A 22553-nucleotide genomic window follows, 5' to 3' on the forward strand; every position below is an offset into this window, starting at 1 on the left:
GCCCGACGAGCCGCCCGGTGGCCGAGCCCGTATACCTCGACTACAACGCGACCGCGCCGGTCCGTCCGGCGGTGATCGAGGCCGTCGCCGAGACGCTCGGCCGGGTCGGCAACGCCTCGTCGCTGCACGGCTTCGGCCGCGACGCCCGGGCCGCCGTCGAGCGGGCGCGGGCGCAGGTCGCCGGACTGGTCGGCGCCGCCCCGGAAGAGGTCTTCTTCACCGCCAGCGGTACCGAGGCCGACAACTGGGCACTGGCCGGCTTCGGCCGTTCGCGCCGCCTGGTCTCGGCCGGCGAGCACCCGGCGGTGCTGGCCGCGGCACCGGAGGCCGGGATCATCCCGCTGACCGGCGGCGGCCTGGTCGATCTCGAGGCGCTGGAACGCCTGCTCGACGCCTCGGACGAGCCGGCGCTGGTCTCGGTGCAGGCCGCCAACAATGAGACCGGCGCCGTGCAGCCGCTGGCCGAGGTCGCCGAGCTGGCGCGCCGCCGCGGCGCGCTGCTGCACAGCGACGCCGTGCAGGCCGCCGGCAAGCTGCCGCTCGACCGCGCCGCCCTCGGCCTCGACCTGGTCAGCCTCTCGGCGCACAAGCTGGGCGGCCCGCAGGGCGTCGGCGCGCTGGTCGTGCGCGGCGGCCTCGAGCCGGCTCCGCTGCTGCGCGGCGGCGGCCAGGAGCGGCGGCGCCGCGCCGGCACCGAGAACGTCGCCGGCATCGTCGGCTTCGGCCTCGCCGCCGAGCTGGCCGCGGCGGAACTGGCCGAGACGGCGCACCGGGCGGCCTGGCGGGACGGCTTCGAGGCGGCGCTGGCCGAGCGGCTGCCGGAGGCCGTGGTCTTCGCGGCCGGGGCGCCGCGGCTGCCCAATACGAGCTGCTTCGCGCTGCCGGGCCGGCGCGCCGAGACCCTGCTGATCGGCCTCGACCTCGCCGGCGTCGCCCTGTCCTCGGGCTCGGCCTGCTCGTCCGGCAAGGTCGTGCCGTCGCACGTGCTGGCCGCCATGGGCGTGCCGGCCGGGCTGGTCGCGGGCGCGCTGCGGCTGTCGTTCGGCTGGGCCAGCCGGCGCAGGGATCTCGACCGCTGCCTGGAGGCGCTCGTCGCCCGGGCCGGGCCCCGAGAGAACGACCGGCAGAAGGAGCGGGCCCTGGCATGAGCGAGGCCGAGCGGAGCAACCGGCCGGAACGGCCGATCTACCTCGACTACCAGGCGACCACGCCGACCGACCCCCGGGTCGTCGAGCTGATGCTGCCGCTCTTCACCGAGGAGTTCGGCAATCCGCACAGCGAGGACCACGAGCTCGGCCGGCGCGTCGCGGCGCTGGTCGAGACGGCGCGCGGCGAGGTCGCCCGGCTGATCGGCGCGGAGGCGCGCGAGCTGGTCTTCACCTCCGGCGCCACCGAGTCCAACAACCTGGCGATCAAGGGCGGCGCCCGCTTCCGCCGGGCCCATGAGGGCCGGGGCCACGTCGTCACCCTGGCGACCGAGCACAAGTGCGTCCTGGAATCGGTCAAGGCCCTGGGCCGCGAGGGCTTCGAGGTCGAGTTCCTGCCGGTCCGCGAGAACGGCCTGGTCGATCTCGAGCGCCTGGCGGCGGCGCTGCGCGACGACACGGCCCTGGTCTCGGTCATGGCGGTCAACAACGAGATCGGCGTGATCCAGCCGCTCGCCGAGATCGGCGCGCTGACCCGGGCGAAGGGCATCTGGCTGCACTGCGACGCGGCCCAGGCGGTCGGCAAGATCCCGATCGACGTCGACGCGCTCGGCATCGACCTGCTGTCGATCTCCGGCCACAAGCTCTATGGTCCCAAGGGCATCGGCGCGCTCTACGTCCGGCGCCGGCCGCGGGTCCGCCTGGAGCCGCTGTTCGACGGCGGCGGGCAGGAGCGGGGCCTGCGCTCGGGGACCCTGCCGGCGCCGCTCTGCGTCGGCCTCGGCGAGGCCTGCCGACTGGCCGGCCTGGAGATGGCCGAGGAGGCCGAGCGCCTGACCGTGCTGCGCGAGCGCTTCCTGGCCGGGCTGAGGGCGCGCCTGGCGGGGGTCGCGCTCAACGGCGACCCGGAGCGGCGCATCCCGGGCAACCTCAACCTCTCCTTCGAGGGAGTGGATACCCAGGAGCTGCTCGACCACCTGGTCGGCGTCGCCGCCTCCAGCGGCAGCGCCTGCAGCAGCGCCGCGGTCGAGCCCTCCTACGTCGTCCAGGCGCTCGGCCTGCCCGACTGGCGCACGCGCAGCGCCATCCGGGTCGGCTTCGGCCGCTTCACGACCGGCGGCGAGGTCGAGCGGGCGGCCGGGATTCTCGCGGAGACGGTCGCCAGCCTGCGGGCCCGTCATGCTGAATCCGGAGGCGAGTCCGCGGCGGAATAGCTGGGTCTTGGCGGAACGGCTTGTCGCCGTCTGGGGAGTCTGCTACCGACCCCGGCTGGTTCCCACATGGTCGGCATCACCGCCAACTCGAACCTGTGCGTCATCGATTCGGGCTCCGGCCCAGAGGAACAGTCCGCCATGCCGAAAATGGTCTTCATCGAACGGGACGGTAACCGGAAGGAAGTCGATGCGCCGGTGGGCCTGTCCGTTCTGGAGATCGCGCACCGCAACGACGTCGACATCGAGGGCGCCTGCGAGGGCTCGCTGGCCTGCTCGACCTGCCACGTCATCGTCGCGCCCGAATGGTACGAGCGGCTCAAGGAGCCGAGCGAGGACGAGGAGGACATGCTCGACCTCGCCTTCGACCTGCAGAAGACCTCGCGACTCGGCTGCCAGCTGATCATGACCGAGGAACTCGACGGCCTGACCGTCGCCTTGCCGGGCGAGACCCGCAACATGCTGCTCGAGTAGCGGTGTCCGCCCCGCGCGATCCCCGGGGCGGCCTGTTCGGCGCCCTGACGGCGGCCTGTGGCGCCGACTGGCGGGCCTACGTCGGGCATCCCTTCGTGCGCGGCCTCGCCGACGGCAGCCTGCCCGAGCGCTGCTTCCGGCACTACCTGGCCCAGGACTACCTCTTCCTCCTGCACTACAGCCGCGCCTGGTCCCTGGCGGTCGTCAAGTCCGACCGGCTCGACGACCTGCGCCAGTCGGCGGCGCTGGTCGACCTCCTGCTCAATCACGAGATCGCGCTGCACGTCGACTTCTGCGGCGGCTGGGGCCTCGACGAGACGGCGCTGGCGGCGACCCCCGAGGCGCCGGCCAACCGCCTCTACACGCGCTACGTCATGGACCGCGGCCTGGCCGGCGACCTGCTCGACCTGCTGGTCGCGCTGGCGCCCTGCGGCCTCGGCTATGCCGAAATCGGCCGGCGCCTGCTCGCCGACCCGGCGACGAAGCGGGAGGGCAACCCCTACCTGCCGTGGATCGAGCTCTACGGCGGCGCCGAGTTCCAGGAGGGCGCGGCCGCCATGGCCGCGCAGCTCGACCGCGTCGCCGGCCGACGCGGCCTGACGCCGCCCTGGGACGGGAGCGCACGCTGGCCCTCGATCAGCGACACCTTCGCCACCGCGGTGCGGCTCGAGGTCGGCTTCTGGGACATGGGGCTGGCGCCGCCGGCCTGACCGCCCGCCCGCGGGGTCTCCTGCGGGCGCTTTCTCTTGAGGGATCCATGGCGGATCGCGACCCCTATCGGCTGCTCGGCGGCCGGGTCGGAGAGCTGCTGCTGCGGCCCTGGTTCGACCGGGTCGCGCTGCGCTGGGTCGCCGGCCTCTATTTCCCGCTGTCGCGTGCCTGGGCCGCCGCGGCCGACGTCGACGGCCGGCCCGAGCGCTTCTGGGACGGTATCGGCGGTCCGCGCAGCGGCGGCCAGCGCCTGCTGGCGCGGCGGGCCCTCGGGGCGACGGCGGCGCGCCGGCGGCGCTACGAGGCTGCCGAGGCCGCGTTCCAGGCCGTGGCCTTCGGCGGCGCGGACGGCGACCTCGCCGGCGCGACCGAGGCCCGGACCCGGGCGGCCCATCGCTTCATGGCGGCCCGCGGCCTGTTCCTGCCGCTGCACCTCGCCCGGCGCATCCCGCCGGTGCTGGCCGAGGTCGCGACGCCCGGCGAGGCGCTGGCCGCGCAGGCCGCGCGCCTGTCGGGTGCGGCGCCGCTCTGGCCGCCGCCCGAGCCGCGGCCGCTCGAGCGCTCGCGGGCCTTCGAGAGCGGCGGCGTCAGGACCTTCTGGCTGCGCTTCCGCTCGCCGGTTCTCGGCGACCTCTGCCAGGTCCGCGTCGAGGAGCCCTGCGGCCGGCCGGCGACCGGGACCGTTGTGTCCCTGCACGGCCTCGGCATGGAGAACGAGTTCTGGCGGGGCCTCGCCGACCCGCTGGCGCCGGAGGTGCCGCGCGGCCTGCGCGTGGTGCGGCCCGAGGGGCCGTGGCACGGCCGGCGGCGGCCGGCCGGGCGCTACGGCGGCGAGCCGATGCTCGGCCGCGGGCCGCTCGGCGTCGTCGAGCTGTTCCAGGCCTGGGTCGCCGAGGTCGCCCTGCTGATCGGCCACCTGCGCGCCGAATACGCGGAGCCGCTGGCGCTCGCGGGCGTCTCGATGGGCGCCCTGACCGCGCAGCTGCTGCTCTGCGCGGCGGCCGGCTGGCCGGCGCCGCTGACGCCGGACGCGGCCCTGCTGGTCGCGACCAGCGGCGCGCCCGGCGAGCTCGCCGAGCGCGCCAGCCTGGGGCGGGCCCTCGGCATGCCCGCCGCCGTGCGGGCCGCCGGCTGGGACGAGGCGAGCCTGTCCCGCATCGAGCCGCTGCTGACCCCGCTCGGTGAGCCGGCGTTGCCGCCGGAGCGGATCGTCATGCTGCTCGGTGCCGTCGACGAGCTGGTGCCCTTCGCCGGCGGCCTGGCCCTGGCGCGGCGCTGGCGCCTGTCCGAGCAGAACCTCTTCGTGCGCCGCCAGGGCCATTTCGCCGTCTCGCTCGGCCTGCTGGCCGACAAGGCGCCGATCGGGCGGCTGCTCGCGGCGATGGGGCAGGGCTGACCGCCGCGGACCGTCGGCCGCCCGCTCGTCACGGCCGGCAAGAGCTGTCGAGCATCGGTTCAACCATGACGCTTGTGCGGAAGATGACAAAAATATGACAATCGCCCCGATGGCCCGGCGCGGACGACCGGGCCCGCAACGGGAGGGATGTCTCATGACGGTTTCCGTTCTGCCGCGGGGCCTGCGGGGTGCGCTGGCCGTTGCCGCGCTCGCCCTGTTCGCCGGGAGCGCTCCGGCGCAGGCCGGCAAGATCACGGTCTACACCTCCTACGAGGAGGACGAACTGGCCGCCTTCCTCGACAAGGCCAAGAAGGACCTGCCGGACATCGAGGTCGACGTGCTGCGCCTGTCGACCGGCGACCTGCGCGCCCGCATGCTCGCCGAGGCCTCGAACCCGAAGCACGACGTGATCTGGGGCTGGGCCGCGACCTCGATGGTCGACCCGCGCATCCTCGGGATGCTCGAGCCCTACGAGGCGAAGGGCCTCGACAAGGTGCCGGCGCGCTTCCGGGATGCCCAGAACCGCTGGTTCGCGACGACCGGCTACATGGGCGCGTTCTGCGTCAACAACGAGATCATGAAGGCCGAGAACCTGCCGATGCCGGCGACCTGGCAGGACCTGCTGAAGCCCGAGTACAAGGGCCGCCTGGTGATGCCGAACCCGGCGAGCTCGGGCACCGGCTACCTGCACGTCGCCTCGATCCTGCAGATGATGGGCGAGGACAAGGGCTGGGCCTTCCTCGACGCGCTCGACAAGAACATGGCGCAGTACATCAAGAGCGGCTCCAAGCCCTGCAACGTCGCCAGCGCCGGCGAGTACGCGATCGGCATCTCCTTCGCGCTGCGCGCCATCAAGAACATCGAGGAGGGCTATCCGATCACCATGGTCGTGCCGAGCGAGGGCGCCGGCCACGAGCTGGAGGCGGCGGCCCTGATGAAGAGCTCGCAGAACAAGGCCGACGCCAGGCGCTTCCTCGACTGGATCCTGACCAGGGCGGCGGCCGACGAGTACAACAACTGGAAGTCGATCGTGACGATGTCCGATCGCGTCATGCCCGAGCGCTTCATGAAGGCGGGGCTGCCGGCCGACATCTCGACCGTGCTGTTCGACGTCGACTACGCCTGGGCGGCGGAGAACCGCGACCGCATCGTCGCCGAGTGGCAGAAGCGCTACGAGAAGTAGGCGCTCACGGCCAAGGCCGAGGGCGGCGGAGCAGCCGGTCCGCTCCGCCGTCCGCGCGGCTTCCGATCGCCTGAGATCGCCGAGCGGGGAATCCGAATGTTTCTCGAACTGCGCAGCGTCACCAAGCGCTTCGGCGGCGTCGCCGCCGTCGACCACGTCGACCTCGACATCGAGGCCGGCGAGTTCATCTGCTTCCTTGGGCCGTCGGGCTGCGGCAAGACCACCCTGCTGCGCCTGATCGCCGGGCTGGAGAGCCTCGACGAGGGCGCGATCCTCCTGCGCGGCAGCGACCTCGGGCAGCTGCCGGCGCGCAAGCGGAACTTCGGCGTCGTCTTCCAGTCCTATTCGCTGTTCCCCGGCATGACCGTCGCGCGCAACGTCGCCTACGGCCTGGCCTGCCGGAAGTGGCCGCGTCGCGAGATCGAGGCGCGGGTCGACGAGATGCTCGACCTGGTCCACCTGCGCGACCAGGCCGGCAAGTATCCCCACGAGCTGTCCGGCGGCATGCAGCAGCGCGTCGCCCTGGCGCGCGCGCTGGCGCCCGAGCCGGCGGTACTGCTGCTCGACGAGCCGCTGTCGGCGCTCGACGCCAAGGTCCGCGAGACCCTGCGCAGCGAGATCCGCGACCTGCAGAAGCGGCTCGGCATCACCACGATCATGGTCACCCACGACCAGGACGAGGCCATGGAGATGGCCGACCGCATCCTGGTCATGAACCGCGGGCGGATCGAGCAGGTCGGCGTCGCCCAGGATCTCTACCGGCGGCCGGCCACGCGCTTCGTCGGCGAGTTCATCGGCCGCCTCAACGTCCTGGAGCGCGAGCGCTGGGGCGACCTGCTGCCGCCCGCCGGGGACCTCTCGGAGGCGCTGCTGGCGATCCGTCCGGAACACGTCCGGCTGCTCGCGGCCGACGAGGCGCCGGCCGGTCCGGTGGTCGAGGGCAGGGTGCGCAAGGTCGCCTTCCTCGGCAACATGACCCGGCTGCTCGTCGAGGCCGACGCCGGGCTGGTCGAGATCGAGGTGCACGGCCCGCTCCAGCAGGGCGAGGTCGGCGAGACCCTGCGCTTCGTGCTGCCGGGCGAGCACCTCAGCGCCGTTTCGGCCGGGCCGAGATGAGCCTGGCAGGCCCGCGGCCCGGCCGCGCCGCCCTCGACGCCGACCGGCTGCTGCTGGCCGGCCTCGCCGGCGGCGCCACGCTGCTGCTCGTCGTCTTCGTCGTGCTGCCGCTCTGGGGCATCCTCGGCTACTCGCTGGTCACGCCGGACGGCCTCGGGCTCGGCAACTACGCGCGCTACTTCGGCGATCCGCGCTTCGTCGGCATCATCGGCAACACCTTCACGGTGGCGCTCAGCGTGACTGCGGCGACGATCCTGCTGGCCTACGGCTTCGCCTACGCCCTGCAGCGCACGACCATGAGGCTGAAGCCGCTGCTCCGGCTGGTCGCCCTGCTGCCGATCTTCTCGCCCTCGCTGGTCCAGGCGCTCGGCCTGCAGTTCCTGCTCGGCCGCAACGGCCTGATCAACCGCAGCTTCGGCACGGAGATCGACGTCTACGGCTTCTGGGGCATCTTCCTCGCCGACCTGCTCTACGCCTTCCCACACGCCTTCCTGATCCTTTCGACGGCGCTCGCGGTCGGCGCCCAGCGGCTCTACGAATCGGCCGAGACGCTGGGCGCCTCCTCCTGGCGCAGCTTCCGGACCGTGACCCTGCCGGCGACACGCTACGGCATCGCCTCGGCGGTCTTCGTGGTCTTCACCATCGTCATCACCGACTTCGGCAACCCGGTGGTGATCGGCGGCAACTACGGCGTCCTGGCGGTCGAGATCTACAACCAGGTCTCCGGCCAGGCGAACTTCTCCATGGGGGCCGTGATCGGCGTGCTGCTGCTGCTGCCGGCGGCCCTGGCGGTGCTCGCCGAGCGCTGGATCGCCCGGCACCAGCACGCCTCGGTGAGCGCCCAGTCGGTGCCCCTGAAGCCGCGGCCGAACCGCCGGCGCGACGCGCTCTGGCTGGCCTACTGCCTGCTGGTCGCGGCCGCCCTCCTCGCGGTCGTCGCGATCGTCGTCTACGCCAGCTTCGTCCGGCTCTGGCCCTACAACCTGTCGCTCAGCCTGCGCCACTACGCCTTCGACGTGCAGAACGGCATCGCGCCGCTCTGGACCTCGGTCGAGGTGGCGCTGGTCACCGCGGCGATCGCGGTCGTCGTCGTCACGCTCGCCGCCTACGCCAACCACCAGCTCTCGGGCGGCCTGAAGCGGCCGCTCTACTTCCTGGCGATCCTGCCGGCGGCGGTGCCGGGCATGGTGCTCGGCCTCGGCTACATCCTGGCCTTCAACGATCCGGCCAATCCGGTCTATGCGATCTACGACACGATCCTGATCATCGCGGCCTGCAACATCTACCACTACCACGCCCAGGGCTTCCTGCTGGCGACCACCAACATGAAGCAGATCAGCCGGACCTTCGAGGAGGCTTCGGCGACGCTCGGCGCCAGCCGGCTGACGACGCTGCTGCGCGTCACCCTGCCGATGATCTGGCCGACCGTGCTGGGGGTCGGCGTGTTCTTCTTCATGCGCGCCATGGTCACGCTCTCGGCGGTGATCTTCCTGATCACGCCCTCGACCCAGCTGGCCGCCGTCTCGGTGCTCTACCTCGACGACCGCGGCGCGCTCAACCAGGCGGCGGCCTTCGCGGTCTGCATCATGGCGACGGTGATCGGCGTCCTGCTGCTGACCCAGGGGGCACTGCGCCTGGCCGGCATCCGGGGCGTCAGCCTGATCCGCTGACGCCCTTCCGGGCGCCGCCGGTTGCACGCGGGCGGCCGCTGCCTTAAGTCCTCGGCCATGACCGCTCCGCTCGCCAGCCTGCCGACCCTCGACCTCGGCCTGCCGAAGGGCGCCCGCGTCGTCGTCGCCATGTCCGGCGGCGTCGATTCCTCGGTGACCGCGGCGCTGGTCCGGGCCGCGGGCTACGAGGCGGTCGGCATCACGCTGCAGCTCTACGACCAGGGGGCGGCGCTGCGCAAGGCGGGCGCCTGCTGCGCCGGCCAGGACATCTACGACGCCCGGCGGGTCGCCGAGCGGCTCGGCATCCCGCACTACGTGCTCGATTACGAGAGCCGCTTCCGCGAGGCGGTGATCGAGGACTTCGCCGACAGCTATCTCGCCGGCGCGACGCCGATCCCCTGCGTGCGCTGCAACCAGCGGGTCAAGTTCCGCGACCTGCTGGAGACCGCGCGCGAGCTGGGCGCGGCGGCGCTGGCGACCGGCCACTACGTGCGCCGCGTCGAAGGCCCGGCCGGTGCCGAGCTGCACGCCGCCGCCGAGGACGCGCGCGACCAGAGCTACTTCCTCTTCGCGACCACCGCCGGCCAGCTCGACTTCCTGCGCTTCCCGCTGGGCGAGCTGCCGAAGGACCAGGTGCGCGCCCTGGCCGGCCGGCTCGGCCTGCCGGTCGCGGCCAAGCCGGACAGCCAGGACATCTGCTTCGTGCCGAACGGCAACTACGCCGAGGTCGTCGCCAGGCTGCGGCCCGGCGCGGTCGAGCCCGGCGAGATCGTCGACCTCTCGGGCCGCGTGCTCGGCCGCCACGAGGGCATCGTGCGCTACACCGTCGGCCAGCGCCGCGGCCTCGGCATCGGCGGCACCGAGGCGCCGCTCTACGTCGTGGCGCTGGACGCCGGGCGGCACCGCGTCGTCGTCGGACCCAAGGAGGCGCTGGCCCGCGACCGGGTGCGCCTCGAGTCCCTCAACTGGCTGGGCGGCGCCCTGCCGGCGGCGGGGCTGGCCTGCTCGGTCAAGCTGCGCTCGGCCCAGGCGCCGGCGCCCGGACGGGTGGCGCCCGACGGCGCGGGCGGCGCCCTGGTCAGCCTGGACCGGCCGCAGTACGGCGTGGCGCCGGGCCAGGCCGCGGTCTGCTACGACGGCAGCCGGCTGCTCGGCGGCGGCTGGATCGCCTCGACGGAGCTGTCGAAGGCGGCCCTCGACGCGGTCGCCTGAAGGCCGTTCAGGAGATTCGCGGCAGGCCGATCTCGTCGAAGATCCGGTCGGAGGAGACCAGCGGCAGGCCTTCGACGCGGGCCTGCGCGGCGAGGATCCGGTCCCAGGGATCGCGATGGCCCCAATCCAGCAGCGCGGCCTCGCTGGCGTGGCGCGGCTCGATGGCCAGCAGGCCGAAGCCGCTCGCTGCCACTGCCTCCGGCAGGCGCTCGATGCCCGGGAGCTTGCCGATCCGTCCCTTCCAGAGCAGCTCGTAGAGCGACGCCGCGCTGACCAGGGCGCTTCTGTCGGCCTCCTCGATCGCCGCCCGCGCGCCGGCCGACAGCTCCGGCGCGTCGAACAGCCACCAGACCAGGACGTGACTGTCGAGCAGGACGGCCATCAGCCGCGCCGCGGCCGCGGCAGGCTGCGCCCGAGGCCGTCGCTCTCTTCGCCCTCCTGGGCCGCCTGCTCGGCGGAAGGCAGGGCGGCCTCGAGCCCTCGTCGCAGGGCCTCTGCCTGCTCCGACGGCAGCCAGCGCTTGAGCAGGCCGGGCGCCGACAGGCCCTGACCCTGCGCCGGCACGAGCCGGGCGACGACCTGGCCTTCGCGGCTGATCAGAATCTCCTCGCCCCTGCGTGCGCGCTGCACCAGCTCGCTGAAGCGCGCCCGGGCCTCGGTGATGTTCAGGGTCTCGGTCATCGCGGTTCCTCTATCGTCAAGATAGAGCGCGTCCATGCGTCTGTACAGATCCTGTACAGAAGGCGGCGGGCATCTGCCCGGCCAAGCCCCCGAGCGGCTACCTCACGGGGGGAGTCTCGCCTCAGCCCTTCGCCTGGCACCAGAACTGGTACATCGCGGCGAAGGTCAGGTAGTTCTCCTCCTCGAAGGTCGCCCACTTGGCGAGGTCGCGCTGCTCCGGGTCCTCCGGGAAGCGGCGCCGGTAGTTGTAGCGGATGCCCTCGCTGGGCAGCTCGAAGCCGAGGAAGTCGAGCTGCAACGCCTCCAGCGCGTGGGCGATGCGCGGGACGGTGAAGCGGTCCTCGCGGACGTGGAAGAAGAGGTCGCGGCAGCCCGACAGCGAGAAGAAGTCCGGCGATTCCGCGAGCAGGCGCGCCTGCGAGTCCTCGGGCAGGGCGCGGATCGCCGCGCGCGCCGCGCGGATGCCGTCGGGGGTCGGCGTCAGGCCCTGCTCGCGGATCACGGCGCGCGCCTCCTCGACGCCCTGGCGCGCGAGGTCGCTGTAGAGCGCGATGCGCATCAGCCCGCCCGGCGCCAGCAGGCCGCACAGCACCCGCCAGCCCTGCTCGGGGCTCGCCAGGTGGTGCAGCACGCCGGAGCACTCGATGATGTCGAACTCCTCGCCGAGGCCGCCGAGCTCCAGGATGTCGCCCTGCAGGAAATGCAGGTTGCGCAGCTCGAGGTCGCGGGCCCGCTGCGCCGCGTAGGACAGCGAGCGGCGCGACAGGTCGACGGCGACGACCTGGGAGAAGGCGAAGCGCTGGGCGGTCATGCAGGCGTGGCGCCCGGTGCCGCAGCCGGCGACCAGGATGCGCACGCGCCGCTGGTCGAAGGGGATCGAGACGCGCCGCAGGTCGGGCAGCAGCTCGGGCATCAGCAGGTCGACGCGCCGGCCCGGCCGGCGCGCGAGGCGCCGCCAGCGCGGATAGGCGTTGACCTCGTACATCGCGCGCACCGACTGCGAGGTGCGGTCGCGGATCGGCGTCGCGCCCGGGATCGCCGCCGCGAAGCGCTCGCGCTCGGCCGGCTCGACCAGATGACGGTAGAGCAGCAGGCCTTCCGGTCCGGCGGCCGGATCGGCCAGGGCGTGGAGCTCGGCGTCCTCGTAGAAGGGATCGAGCGGGCGGTAGAGGGCATAGACCAGCAGGGCGAGGCTTGCGGCTCCGGGTGCATCCGGACCGTCGCGGCGCGCCGCCGGATCCCGCAGCCGCTCGGCCAGCCCGGCCAGGCGCTGCTGCTCGGCCGGACTCTCCAGCCAGGACCATTCGACCGTCTCGAGCTGCAGGCCGAGGGCGACCAGCAGCGCACGGTCCGGCAGCAGCTCCGGATGGTCCTCGAGCAGGGCCTCCAGCCAGGCCGCGCGCAGGATCGCGAACAGCATCTCGAGCCGCGAGTCGGTCAGCACCGCCTCGGCCAGCAGGGCCGGCAGCTCGGACTCGGCGATCGCGGCGTAGACCGGCGGGCCGGCCTCGGCGACGGTCGGCGGCTGGCCGGCCGCCAGGGCGTCGAGCACGCCGCGGATCCGCGGGTCGGCGTTCAGCAGGGCGACGATGCAGGGCTCGAGCGACTGCGGCTCGACCGCGGGATCCTCGACCAGGGCGGCCAGGGCCTCGTGGACCCGCGGCGTCACGCTGGCGGGCGTCGAGCGGCGCAGCACGTTGACCAGGCGCCGGCCCATCTGGGGGCGGTCCGGCGCCAGCAGGTAGCCGGCCGCCAGGTGGTCGAGCGCGGCCTCGGTCTCGCCGCTCTCGGCCAGGGCGCCGCCCAGGTTGGCGTGGGCCAGGGCGTAGTCCGGCGCCAGCGCCAGCGCCTCCTGGTAGGCGACGATCGCCTCGTTGCGCTTGCCCCAGGCGCGCAGCGCGGCGCCGAGGTTGTTGTGCGCCTCGGCGAAGCCGGGATCGACGACGATCGCCTGGCGATAGGTCTGGACCGCGGCCGGCAGGTCGCCGGCCTTGTGCAGCTGGGCGGCGCGCGCCAGCAGCGGCGCGGCCGGCGAGGCCAGCGCGCTGCGCGCTGTGGCGCCGGCGGCCGTCGGGGACGGCGGCCCGGCCTTGGTCTCGGGGGAGGTCTGCGTCTCGGGGGAAGCGTCGGGGGAATCGGACAAGGCGGCGGAACGATGCTGCTGCGGCGGTGAGCGGAAGTGCGCCTCAATAACGCGTTCGGGCGGTCAGCGGTAGGGGACAGTTCGACCGGCGGCTTCCGGCCGCGCGTCCCCCGCCATGCATTCGCCGGGGGGAAAGCATGCGGCAGACCCCTGCCTGCTCCGGCCGGGGAGGGGCTAAGTAGGAGGCCATGCCCAGCGCCCGCCGGATCACCCTCGTCGTCGCCTCGGCGCTGTTCATCGAGAACCTCGACAGCACGGTCATCGCCACTTCCCTGCCGGCGATGGCGCTCGATCTCGGGGTCAACCCGATCGTGCTCAAGCTGGCCTTCACGGCCTACCTGGTGTCGCTGGCGATCTTCATCCCGATCAGCGGCTGGTGCGCCGACCGCTTCGGCGCGCGCACGGTCTTCCGCGCCGCGATCGGCACCTTCATCCTCGCCTCGATCGGCTGCGCCCTGTCGAACGACCTGACGAGCCTGGTCGCGGCGCGCTTCGTCCAGGGCATCGGCGGCGCCATGATGGTGCCGGTCGGCCGCCTGATCATCCTGCGCGTCGTCGAGAAGCGCCAGCTGGTCAACGCCATGACCTGGCTGACCATCCCGGCGCTGATCGCGCCGCTGCTCGGCCCGCCGGTCGGCGGCTTCATCACGACCTACTACCACTGGCGCTGGATCTTCTGGCTGAACGTGCCGGTCGGCCTGGCGGGCATGGTGCTGGCGACGCTGATCATCCCGCAGGTCAAGGCCGACTCGGTGCCGCCGCTCGATTTCCGCGGCTTCCTGCTGTCCGGGCTCGGCCTCTCGACGCTGATCTTCGGCTTCACCCTGCTCGGCGCCGCGGTGCTGCCGCAGCGCGACGCCCTGCTGCTGGTCGTCGTCGGCCTGACCCTGATCCTGCTCTACCTCCGCCATGCGCGCCGCGCGCCGCATCCGATCATCGACCTGAAGCTGCTCGCCATCCCGACCTTCCGGGCCTCGGTCGCCGGCGGCTCGCTGTTCCGCATCGGCACCGGCGCGATCCCCTTCCTGCTGCCGCTGATGCTGCAGCTCGGCTTCGGCCTCTCGCCCTTCGCCTCGGGCTCGCTGACCTTCGCGGCCGCCGCCGGGGCGCTGACCATGAAGGCGACGGCCGGTCCGATCCTGCGGCGCTTCGGCTTCCGCCGGGTGCTGGTCGCCAATGCGCTGATCTCGGCCGGGCTGCTCGGCGCGATCGCGCTGTTCAGCGGCTCGACGCCGCACCTCGTGATCGTCTCGGTGCTGCTCGCCGGCGGCTTCTTCCGCTCGCTGCAGTTCACCTCGATCAACGCCATCGCCTACGCCGACATCGATCCGCCGCGGATGAGCCGCGCGACCTCCTTCGCCGCCGTCATCCAGCAGCTCTCGCTGGCCGCCGGCGTCGCCTTCGCGGCCCTGGTGCTCGAGGCCTCCCAGGCCGCGCGCGGCGGCGGGCCGCTGGCCGTCGGCGACTTCGTCACCGGCTTCGTCGCGATCGCCGCCCTGTCCGGCAGCTCGCTGCTGGTCTTCCTGACGCTGCGTCCCGACGCCGGCGCCGAGATCTCCAGCCACAGCGTCGCGACCGCGCCGGCCGTGACCGAAGGCCGCGGCACCCGGGGGTAGGAGGGGGCCGGCGACGCCGGCGTCGCCCCGAGGGCTTGCGCCGCCGGCCGGCGGATGGGACCCTCGCGGGTCGCTGGCCGGACCGGCGCCGAGAGGCCATGCCGGACTCCCTGATCGTCTTCGTCAACGTCCTCGCCTTCGCGCTGCTGCCCGTCGCCGGCACGCTCGGCGGCAGCCTGCTCGGCGAGAGTGTCCGCGCGCCGCGCTGGCTGGTCGGTGCGGCGCTGCACGGCGCCGCTGGCATCGCCATCGCGCTGGTCGGCATCGACCTGATGCCCCGCCTGCTGCAGTCGCTGCCGATGTGGGCGATCCTGCCGGCCTTCCTGGCCGGCGCCGGCGCCTCGCTGCTGCTGGCGCGGGCCATGCGGGCGCTGCGCCACCGGGTCGGGGCGGCCCGCGGCCCGGCGCTGATGGTCTATGTCGCGGTCGCCGCCGATCTCGCCAGCGACGGCCTGATGACCGGCGCGGGTGCCGCGGTCGCCGGCAGCCTCGGCCTGCTGATCGGCGCGACCCAGGCGGTCGCCAACATCCCCGGCGGCTTCGCCGCGACCAAGAACCTGCAGGACAGCGGCGTGCCGCGCCCACGGCGCTGGCTGCTGGCCGCCGGCATGGCCCTGCCGGCGCTCGCCAGCGCGCTCGCCGCCTTCTGGCTGCTGCGCAGCGGGAGCGGGGTCCTGCAGGAGACCGCGCTCGCCTTCATCGTGGGCGTGCTGCTGCTGACCACCATCGAGGACATCGTGCCCGAAGGCGACCGGCCGGAGCCGCCGCGCTGGATCTCGACCCTGGCCTTCGCGCTCGGCTTCGCCGGCCTGGGCCTGGCCTCCGCCTACCTCGGCTGAGCCGCCGCCGGGCCGCGCCTCACGCTTCCGCCACCGCGTCGCCCCAGGGCGAGAGCGGCTCGGTCGCGCCCCAGCTGGCCCCGGCGTCGCGCAGCACGCCGGCCGGGCAGGCGAAGGCGTAGGGGAAGACCGTGCGCTTGGTCGTCACGACCTCGTGGCCCGCCGTCAGCGCAGCCAGCGCGCCGGCCGGCAGGGCTTCGTCGGCGACCACCGTCGGGCCGCCGGAGCAGTCGATGCGCGGCTGGTGGAAGGCCTCGTCCAGGCTCATGCCGTAGTCGAGCAGGAAGGAGGAGAGCTGGGCGACGGCCGGCATGATCTTGCGGCCGCCCGAGGCGCCGAGGGCGAAGCGGCGGCCGTCCGCGCCGCCACTCTCCCCGACGACCGGGCAGACGTTCATCAGGCAGCGCTTGCCCGGCGCCAGGGAGTTCGGCCGGCCCGGCTCCGGGTCGAACCACATGATGCCGTTGTTGAGCAGCAGGCCGGTCGAGGGCGAGACGCAGCGCGCGCCGAAGCTCGACAGCAGGGTCTGGGTGACCGCCGCCATGTTGCCCTGGCGGTCGACCACCGAGAAGTGCGTGGTGCAGGCCGGCGCCTCGGGGCTCTCGCCGCTCCACGCCCCTTCCGTGTCGCCCATGCCCGAGAGGCGTTTCTCGTAGGCGGCGCCCAGGGCGGCGGCGTAGGCGGCGTAGGCCGTGCCGTCGGGCGCCTTGCCCGCCGGCCGCAGCGTCTCGGAGAGGCGGCCCAGCACGTCGGCCAGGGTCGGCCCGGCGGTCAGCCTCGGCGCGGCGAAGACCCGGCCGCCGCGGTAGGGGATCGCCAGCGGCTCCTGCAGCTCCGCGTGGTAGGCGGCGAGGTCGGCCGCCGAGAGGCTGCCGCCCTTGGCCTGGACGTCGCGCGCCAGGGCCCGGCCGACCTCGCCGTCGTAGAGCTCGCGCGGTCCCTTGTCGGCGATCTCGGCGAGGGTGTCGGCCATCCGGGAGAAGTCGAGGCGCTTGTCCGAGAGCGCGGTCCAGCCGGCGATCGTCGGCCACTGGCCGTCCTCCAGGAACAGCGCCGCCGCGTCCGGGTCCCTGGCCAGGATGCGCGTCGCCGAGGCGATCATCAGCGCCGCGTACCAGTCGACCAGCAGGCCCTTGCGGGCGAGGCCGACCGCGGGCTGCAGCAGCTCGCGCCAGGGCAGGCGGCCGAAGCGGCCGTGAGCCAGGCCGATGCCGTCGACCAGGCCGGGCACCGCGACCGCCGTCGCGCCCTGGACGTTGCGGTCGTCGACCACGGCGGCCCAGGGGAAGAGATCGTCCGAGACCTTGCCTCCGGACAGCGGGTAGTCGGCCGGATCGAGGCCGGCCGGCGCGCGCATGCCGTAGAAGACGCAGTAGGCCTTCTGCTCCTCGGCGCGCCACAGCATCATCGCGCCGCCGCCTGCCGGGCCGCTCATCCAGGGCTCCAGCACGCCGAGCGCGAAGGAGGTCGCGACCGCCGCGTCGAGGGCGTCGCCGCCGGCCGCCAGCACCTCGGCGCCGACCTCGGCCGCACCGCGGTGCTGCGCGGCGACCAGGCCGCCGGCGCCGGAGACGGCCGGCTTGCGCACGACCTGGGAGCGGGAAAAGCTGCTCATGGGCTGGGTCCTCGGCGGGGATGGGGCCGCCAGTCTGCCGATTCGCCGGGCCTGTGCAAGCGGAGGCCCGGCGCAACGGGCGAGGGGCCGGGCCGCGGAATCCTCACGGCTCCGTCTCGAACGCCGCCAGGTATTTCCGGAGCAGGGCCGCGAGGGCGGCCTTCTCGCCCTTCGACAGGGCAGCCGTGAGCCGCGCCTGCGTCTCGACATGCGCCGTCACGGCGGCATCGATCAGCGCGAAGCCCTGCTTCGTGAGCGAGATGATGGCGCCGCGGCGGTCCTCGGGATTGACGACGCGCTCGACCAGGCCCGCCTTCTCCAGCTGGGCGATCCGGTGGGTCATCGTTCCGGAGGTGACCATGGTCGTCGCGATCAGCTCGCCCGGCGACAGGGAATAGGGCGGGCCGGAGCGCCGCAGCGTCGCCAGCACGTCGAAGGCGGCGGCCGTGAGCCCGTGCGCGGCGAAGGTCTCCTCCATCCCGCGGAGCAGATGCAGGGACAGTCGCCTGATGCGGCCGATCAGGCCCATCGCCGTGACGTCGAGGTCGGGCCGCTCCCGCTGCCACTGGGCCAGAATCCTGTCGACGCGATCCATGGCCCATGATCGGCCGGAATTTATCTTGACGTCAAGACAATGCCGACTATCTTGACGTCAAGATAAATTGAGAGGCCTTCCGATGACCCGAACCCTCGACCTGCTGCCGACGGCGATCGCGCCAGCGATCTGGGGCAGCACCTACCTGGTGACGACGGAGTTCCTGCCCGACGGCTATCCCCTGACGGACGCGACGCTGCGCGCCCTGCCGGCGGGCCTGCTGCTCCTGCTGGCCGTCAGGCGGCTGCCGAGGGGGATCTGGCTGGCCAGGGCCCTCGCCCTCGGGGCGCTCAATATCTCGATCTTCCAGTGGGTGCTGTTCGTCGCCGCCTATCGGCTGCCCGGCGGTGTCGCGGCGACGGTCGGCGCCGTTCAGCCCCTGGTCGTGATCCTGCTGGCGCGCCTGCTCCTGGGATCGCCGGTCCGCGCGCTCTCCGTCGTCGCGGCGGTCGCCGGGGTCGCCGGGGTCGCGCTGCTGATCCTGACGCCGCGGGCCGACCTCGATCCTCTCGGCGTCGCGGCGGCTCTCGCCGGCGCCGTCTCGATGGCCGGCGGGACGGTGCTCAGCCGTCGCTGGCAGCCGCCGGTTTCGCCGCTGACCTTCACGGCCTGGCAGCTCACGGCCGGGGGGCTGCTGCTGCTGCCCGCCGCCCTGTGGCTGGAGCCGCCCCTGCCGAATCCGAGCGTGGCCAATGTCTTCGGCTTCCTCTACCTCGGCCTGATCGGGGCGGCGCTGACCTACGCCCTCTGGTTCCGCGGCGTCGCCCGTCTCGAGCCCTCGGCGATCGCACCGCTCCTCTTCCTCAGTCCCGTGACCGCGGTCGTCCTCGGCTGGACGCTGCTCGGCCAGCGGCTCGGCCCGGCGCAGCTCGCCGGCATGCTCGTCGTGCTCGGCAGCGTCTGGCTCGCGCAGCGCGGGCTGTCCGGCGGGGGCGCACGCCTGCGCGAAGCCTCGCGTTCCTGACCGCCCCCCGTCTTCCCGCACACCACAAGACCGGAGCGCGACCATGTCCAAGGTTCTCGTCCTCTACTATTCCGCCTACGGCCACATCGCGGCGATGGCGGCCGCCGCCGCCGAGGGCGCCCGACAGGCCGGTGCATCGGTCGCGACGCGGCGGGTGCCCGAGCTGCTCGACGATGCGGCGGCGCGGCAGGCGGGCCATCGCCCCGACGATACGGCGGTGGCTTCGGTCGAGGAGCTCGCCGGCTTCGATGCCATCCTGTTCGGCATGCCCACGCGCTTCGGCAACATGGCGTCGCAGATGAAGCACTTCCTCGACCGCTGCGGCGGGCTCTGGGTCCGCAACGCCCTGGTCGGGCGGGTCGGCAGCGTGTTCACCTCGAGCGGGAGCCAGCACGGCGGCCAGGAGCACACGCTGCTCGCCATGCAGGCATCGCTCCAGCATCTCGGCATGGTGATCGTCGGCCTGCCCTACTCCTTCCGGGGCCAGACCCGCATGGACGAGATCACCGGCGGCTCGCCCTACGGCGCAACGACCCTGGCCGCGACGGCAAGCGGCGGCTGGCGGCAGCCGAGCGCCAACGAGCTCGAGGGTGCCCGCCATCAGGGTCGGCACGTGGCCGAGATCGCCGCCGCGTTGGCCCGCGGGGGGCTCGGACGGCCGCGCGACTGCGCCTGACGGCGACTGGCAGGGCGCCGGCCTCCGTCGTCCTGGTGCAATTCTGCAACAATCTCCCCGGCTCTGTGACTTTTGTGCACCTTGTGCGTCGACGCCGCGCAAGGGTTGTGCGATGCTGTCGGCCTCGTTCGGGGACGGCCGGCGCCGTCCTCGCCCGCGACCCGAAAGGATCCGAAATGTCAGTACGCCCGTCGAATCCCGCCCGAATGGGCTGATGCGCCGGCGCTGAACGCGACGCGGAGAGCTTCCGCTTCGCCCCTGCATGCGACCGGCGCCGTCCCTCTGGGGACGTCTCCTTTTCCTGCATGCCGAGAGCGAAGCGATGATCCGCCGGATCGAACACCTCATCGACCCCTTCCAGTCGGACCGGCTGGACCAGCCGCCCGACCGGCTCGGCGCCTTCTACTGGCGCTACGTCTCCCAGGCCTGGGTCCTGCTGGCGATCGCGCTCGCGGCCTCGGCGGCGATCGCGGTCGTCAACGCCCTGCTGTTCGCCTACATCGGTGACCTGATCGACCGCACGCGGGAGGCCTCGAGCCCCGGCGCCTTCTTCGCCGAGAACGAGGCGCTGCTGGTCCAGGCGGCGGTGCTGGTCGCCGTTGTGCCGGTCCTGCACGTGGTCTACACGCTGCTGACCAACCAGGCCGTCGTGCCGGCCTTCACCAACCTGATCCGCTGGCAGACGCACCGTTACGTGCTGCGCCAGAGCCTGGCCTTCTACCAGAACGACTTCGCCGGCCGCATCGCCAACAAGGTGATGCAGGCGGCCCTGGCGCTCAGGCGCTCGGTGGTCGAGCTGATCGACGCGATCTGGTTCGTCGCGGTCTTCGTGGCCAGCAGCCTGCTGATCCTGGCGCGGCTCGACCCCTGGCTGGCGGTGCCGATGCTCGCCTGGCTGGCCGCCTACGGACTGGCGCTCCGGCTCGTCGTGCCGGCGGTCGGACGCCGCTCGGCGGCTTCCTCCGAGGCCTACTCGCGCCTGCTCGGCCGGATCGTCGACAGCTACACCAACATCCTGACCGTCAAGCTGTTCAGCCACGCGGCGCGCGAGGACGACTACGCCCGGGCCGGCATCGTCGAGCAGAACGACCGCACCGCCGAGCTGATGCGGCTGATGACCGGCCTCAAGATCCTGGTCAGCCTGCTCGGCTCGGCGCTGCTGGCCGGCACGGCGGCGGCCGCCTTCTGGCTGTGGAGCCGGGAGGCGATCAGCGTCGGTGCCGTCGCGGCGGCGCTCGGCCTCGCGATGCGCATCTCCAACATGTCCCACTGGATCATGTTCGCGGCGAGCGGCATCTCGGAGAACGTCGGCGTCGTCGCGAACGGCCTCGACGTGATCGCCCGGCCGCACGCCGTGGTCGACCGGCCCGGCGCCGCCGAATTGAGGGTCACGCGCGGCGCGGTGCGCTTCGAGGGCATCCGCTTCCACTACGGCCGGGATCTGGCCGAGCAGGAGGGCGGGCGCGGCTCGGTCATCGAGAACCTCTCGCTCAGCGTCGCGCCGGGCGAGAAGGTCGGCCTGGTCGGCCGCTCGGGCGCCGGCAAGTCGACCCTAGTCCAGCTGCTGCTGCGCTTCCACGACCTGGAGGGCGGGCGCATCACCATCGACGGCCAGGACATCGCCGGCGTCACCCAGGAGAGCCTGCGCCGGGCCATCGGCATGGTGACCCAGGACACCTCGCTGCTGCACCGCTCGGTGCTCAACAACATCCGCTACGGCCATCCCGGGGCGGACCGCGCGGCCGTCGTCGAGGCGGCGAAGCGGGCCCACGCCCACGACTTCGTCCTGGGCCTGGAGGACGGGCGCGGGCGGCGCGGCTACGAGGCCCATGTCGGCGAGCGCGGGGTCAAGCTGTCGGGCGGCCAGCGCCAGCGCATCGCGATCGCCCGGGTGCTGCTCAAGAACGCGCCGATCCTGATCCTCGACGAGGCGACCTCGGCGCTCGATTCCGAGGCCGAGGCGGCGATCCAGGAGCAGCTCTTCGCGCTGATGGCCGGCAAGACCGTGATCGCCATCGCCCACCGGCTCTCGACCATCGCGGCGATGGACCGGCTGGTGATCCTGGACCGCGGCCGCATCGTCGAAGAGGGCACGCACCGGGAGCTGCTGGGGCGCGGCGGCCTCTATGCCGACATGTGGGCCCGCCAGGCCGGCGGCTTCCTGGCCGACGAGGCGCAGCCGGCGGGGTAGGGAGGGGGCGGCGGCCCGCCGGGGCCGCCGCCGCGCCCGGCGGGGATCAGGCGCCGTCCCTGGCCCGATAGGCTTCGGGCACGACGAAGACCTCGTCGGCGCGGCCGTAGCCGCCGTCGGGCACCTCCTCGATCAGCACCATGGTGTAGGGCCGCACGGCCTCTCCGAAGTAGTCGACGAGGAGGTCGGTGGTCCGGTGGACCAGCTCCTCCTTCTGGGCCCGGGAGAGCGCGGCCTGCGGCATCTTGAAGTTGGCGAAGGGCATGGGGATTCTTCTCCGATCTCTGTCGGGGGGGGGGGGGCGTCGGTCAGATCGCGCCGCCGTTGGCGCGGATCACCTGGCCGTTGACCCAGCCGCTGTCCGGGCCGGCGAGGAAGGAGACGAGCCCGGCGATGTCGTCGGGTCGGCCGAGGCGGCCGAGCGGAATCAGCCGCGTGATCGCCTCGACCTGCGCGGCCGTCTTGCCGTCCATGAAGAGCGCTGTCTCGACCGGCCCGGGCGCCACGACGTTCGCCGTGATCCGCCGGGGCCCTAGCTCCTTGGCCAGGACGTGGGTCATCGCCTCGACCGCCGCCTTGGTGGCGGCATAGACCCCGTAGCCGGGCTGGTAGAAGCCGACGACGCTGGAGGAGAAGCTGACGATGCGGCCGCCGTCGCGCAGGCGCCGTGCCCCCTCGCGCAGGCCGCGGAACACGCCGCCGAGGTTGACGGCGACCTGGCGCTCGAAGGCGTCGTCGTCCGTTTCCGCGATCGGCGAGAGCGTCATGACGGCGGCGTTGTTGACCAGGACGTCGACCCCGCCGAAGGCCTGTTCGGCGGCATCGAAGAGGGCCGGCAGGCCGGCGGGATCGCCGATGTCGGCCCGGACGGCGAGCGCCCGGCCGCCTCCGGCCTCGATCGCGCGGACGAGCGCCTCGGCCGCCTCGCGCCCCTGGGCGTAGTTGACCAGGACGGCGAGGCCGTCGCCGGCGAGCCGCCGCGCCACGGCGGCGCCGATGCCCTTCGACGCCCCGGTCACGATCGCTGTCCTCGTCTGGCTGTCTGTCATGGGATGTCTCCGCTTGTGATGAAGCGGAGGTAGAGACTTGCTCGGGCCGGATAATCGGCCGATGTT

21 protein-coding genes are annotated in these 22553 nt (G+C 73.2%); 14 read left to right on the forward strand and 7 right to left on the reverse strand.

Annotated features, from left to right (window positions below):
* Positions 1-17: 17 nt before the first annotated feature.
* The 9 genes from B9O00_RS16980 to mnmA all read left to right on the forward strand — a co-directional run bounded on the left by B9O00_RS16980 (position 18) and on the right by mnmA (position 10118).
* On the forward strand, positions 18-1148 hold the full coding sequence (locus B9O00_RS16980; protein WP_085123895.1) for a cysteine desulfurase family protein: 1131 nt from the start codon (positions 18-20) through the stop codon (positions 1146-1148).
* On the forward strand, positions 1145-2359 hold the full coding sequence (locus B9O00_RS16985; protein ID WP_085123896.1) for a cysteine desulfurase family protein: 1215 nt from the start codon (positions 1145-1147) through the stop codon (positions 2357-2359). Before B9O00_RS16980 ends, B9O00_RS16985 begins: the two co-directional genes overlap by 4 nt.
* Positions 2360-2497: 138 nt before the next feature.
* Positions 2498-2830 carry a ferredoxin family 2Fe-2S iron-sulfur cluster binding protein gene (locus tag B9O00_RS16990; RefSeq protein WP_085123966.1) on the forward strand — a complete coding sequence of 111 codons (333 nt, stop codon included), beginning with the start codon at positions 2498-2500 and terminating at the stop codon, positions 2828-2830.
* 2 nt (positions 2831-2832) lie between these two features.
* On the forward strand, positions 2833-3540 hold the full coding sequence (locus tag B9O00_RS16995) for a TenA family protein (protein ID WP_085123897.1): 708 nt from the start codon (positions 2833-2835) through the stop codon (positions 3538-3540).
* Between the two features lie 47 nt (positions 3541-3587).
* Complete coding sequence (locus B9O00_RS17000) at positions 3588-4937, forward strand: alpha/beta hydrolase (RefSeq protein WP_085123898.1); 1350 nt, start codon at positions 3588-3590, stop codon at positions 4935-4937.
* A gap of 154 nt (positions 4938-5091) precedes the next feature.
* On the forward strand, positions 5092-6120 hold the full coding sequence (locus B9O00_RS17005) for an ABC transporter substrate-binding protein (RefSeq protein WP_179243960.1): 1029 nt from the start codon (positions 5092-5094) through the stop codon (positions 6118-6120).
* 96 nt (positions 6121-6216) lie between these two features.
* The gene (locus tag B9O00_RS17010) at positions 6217-7236 is read left to right on the forward strand and encodes an ABC transporter ATP-binding protein (RefSeq protein ID WP_085123899.1); all 1020 of its coding nucleotides are present in this window, start codon (positions 6217-6219) and stop codon (positions 7234-7236) included.
* Positions 7233-8906, forward strand: coding sequence for an ABC transporter permease subunit (locus B9O00_RS17015; RefSeq protein WP_085123900.1), 1674 nt, complete (start codon positions 7233-7235; stop codon positions 8904-8906). The genes B9O00_RS17010 and B9O00_RS17015 overlap by 4 nt, the downstream gene beginning before the upstream one ends.
* A gap of 57 nt (positions 8907-8963) precedes the next feature.
* Positions 8964-10118 carry a tRNA 2-thiouridine(34) synthase MnmA gene (gene mnmA / locus B9O00_RS17020; protein ID WP_085123901.1) on the forward strand — a complete coding sequence of 385 codons (1155 nt, stop codon included), beginning with the start codon at positions 8964-8966 and terminating at the stop codon, positions 10116-10118.
* 7 nt (positions 10119-10125) lie between these two features.
* Here the strand turns inward: mnmA and B9O00_RS17025 are convergent, their stop codons facing one another.
* The 3 genes from B9O00_RS17025 to B9O00_RS17035 form a co-directional block, all read right to left on the reverse strand.
* Positions 10126-10500 carry a type II toxin-antitoxin system VapC family toxin gene (locus B9O00_RS17025; protein ID WP_085123902.1) on the reverse strand — a complete coding sequence of 125 codons (375 nt, stop codon included), beginning with the start codon at positions 10498-10500 and terminating at the stop codon, positions 10126-10128.
* Positions 10500-10799 carry a type II toxin-antitoxin system Phd/YefM family antitoxin gene (locus B9O00_RS17030; RefSeq protein WP_159460241.1) on the reverse strand — a complete coding sequence of 100 codons (300 nt, stop codon included), beginning with the start codon at positions 10797-10799 and terminating at the stop codon, positions 10500-10502. Before B9O00_RS17030 ends, B9O00_RS17025 begins: the two co-directional genes overlap by 1 nt.
* 121 nt (positions 10800-10920) lie before the next feature.
* Positions 10921-12942 (reverse strand): methyltransferase domain-containing protein, encoded by a 2022-nt coding sequence (locus B9O00_RS17035; protein ID WP_085123904.1) that lies wholly within the window; start codon positions 12940-12942, stop codon positions 10921-10923.
* A gap of 188 nt (positions 12943-13130) precedes the next feature.
* Here B9O00_RS17035 and B9O00_RS17040 point away from each other — a divergent pair, with 188 nt between their 5' ends.
* Complete coding sequence (locus B9O00_RS17040) at positions 13131-14558, forward strand: MFS transporter (protein ID WP_085123905.1); 1428 nt, start codon at positions 13131-13133, stop codon at positions 14556-14558.
* Between the two features lie 98 nt (positions 14559-14656).
* A complete protein-coding gene (locus B9O00_RS17045) occupies positions 14657-15397 on the forward strand; it encodes a ZIP family metal transporter (protein ID WP_085123906.1) in 741 nt (246 codons plus the stop codon).
* A gap of 19 nt (positions 15398-15416) precedes the next feature.
* Here the strand turns inward: B9O00_RS17045 and B9O00_RS17050 are convergent, their stop codons facing one another.
* Positions 15417-17012, reverse strand: coding sequence for a gamma-glutamyltransferase (locus B9O00_RS17050; RefSeq protein ID WP_085123907.1), 1596 nt, complete (start codon positions 17010-17012; stop codon positions 15417-15419).
* A gap of 103 nt (positions 17013-17115) precedes the next feature.
* Positions 17116-17607, reverse strand: a complete 492-nt coding sequence (locus B9O00_RS17055) for a MarR family winged helix-turn-helix transcriptional regulator (RefSeq protein WP_085123908.1) — start codon at positions 17605-17607, stop codon at positions 17116-17118.
* A gap of 82 nt (positions 17608-17689) precedes the next feature.
* Here B9O00_RS17055 and B9O00_RS17060 point away from each other — a divergent pair, with 82 nt between their 5' ends.
* The 3 genes from B9O00_RS17060 to B9O00_RS17070 all read left to right on the forward strand — a co-directional run bounded on the left by B9O00_RS17060 (position 17690) and on the right by B9O00_RS17070 (position 21438).
* Positions 17690-18571 (forward strand): EamA family transporter, encoded by an 882-nt coding sequence (locus B9O00_RS17060; RefSeq protein ID WP_085123909.1) that lies wholly within the window; start codon positions 17690-17692, stop codon positions 18569-18571.
* Positions 18572-18614: 43 nt separating this feature from the next.
* A complete protein-coding gene (gene wrbA / locus B9O00_RS17065; RefSeq protein ID WP_085123910.1) occupies positions 18615-19247 on the forward strand; it encodes an NAD(P)H:quinone oxidoreductase in 633 nt (210 codons plus the stop codon).
* 322 nt (positions 19248-19569) lie between these two features.
* On the forward strand, positions 19570-21438 hold the full coding sequence (locus B9O00_RS17070) for an ABC transporter ATP-binding protein (RefSeq protein WP_085123911.1): 1869 nt from the start codon (positions 19570-19572) through the stop codon (positions 21436-21438).
* 46 nt (positions 21439-21484) lie between these two features.
* On the opposite strand, the gene B9O00_RS17075 is transcribed toward B9O00_RS17070, so the two are convergent.
* Together B9O00_RS17075 and B9O00_RS17080 are read right to left on the reverse strand one after the other, a co-directional pair.
* Positions 21485-21703, reverse strand: a complete 219-nt coding sequence (locus B9O00_RS17075) for a tautomerase family protein (protein ID WP_085123912.1) — start codon at positions 21701-21703, stop codon at positions 21485-21487.
* Positions 21704-21746: 43 nt separating this feature from the next.
* Positions 21747-22487 carry an SDR family oxidoreductase gene (locus B9O00_RS17080; RefSeq protein ID WP_085123913.1) on the reverse strand — a complete coding sequence of 247 codons (741 nt, stop codon included), beginning with the start codon at positions 22485-22487 and terminating at the stop codon, positions 21747-21749.
* Positions 22488-22553: the final 66 nt, after the last annotated feature.

Source organism: Tistlia consotensis USBA 355 (assembly GCF_900177295.1).
Lineage (GTDB): Bacteria > Pseudomonadota > Alphaproteobacteria > Kiloniellales > DSM-21159 > Tistlia > Tistlia consotensis.